This window comes from Pelagicoccus sp. SDUM812003, assembly GCF_031127815.1.
Lineage (GTDB): Bacteria > Verrucomicrobiota > Verrucomicrobiia > Opitutales > Opitutaceae > Pelagicoccus.
Map to the genome: position 1 here is coordinate 1 of NZ_JARXHY010000077.1, position 475 is coordinate 475.

The window sequence follows — 475 nt, forward strand, 5'->3', positions numbered from 1 at the left end:
TTGTTGATGCGGAGCTTCGCTATGGCGCGCTCGTGGGAGGCGTCGTAGGCGTGATAGACGAGGTAGTCGGTGCCGTCGAAGGTGTAGGCGGAATTATGGCCGACGCCGTACCAGTTTTCGTCGCCTTCGAGGAGGAAGAGTGGGTAGGGCGGACTGGCCCAGTCCGCCGCTGGGCGCCGATGGAGCGGATGGGCGTTTTCGAATCCTGCAGCGCGGCGGTCTGGGCCAGACCGCCCTACCTTGGTCGTTCGGATGGAAAGCGTTCGCTTGCTACACTTGTATAAAGCTCACGAATACGGGTGTTTGTTGCCGAACGGGTTTATCGTCCTTCTTCAGGCGTCACCAGCTCGCCGACGTTGGGCCAGCCGTCGTCGGTCCAAGCGATCTTGTTGATGCGGAGCTTCGCTATGGCGCGCTCGTGGGAGGCGTCGTAGGCGTGATAGACGAGGTAGTCGGTGCCGTCGAAGGTGTAGGC

The 475-nt window shown here is 61.5% G+C and carries 1 pseudogene; it reads right to left on the reverse strand.

Features of this window, described 5'->3' with window-relative positions:
• Positions 1–134, reverse strand: a pseudogene (locus tag QEH54_RS22945) (arabinan endo-1,5-alpha-L-arabinosidase); the annotation flags it as partial.
• Between the last annotated feature and the right edge of the window lie 341 nt (positions 135–475).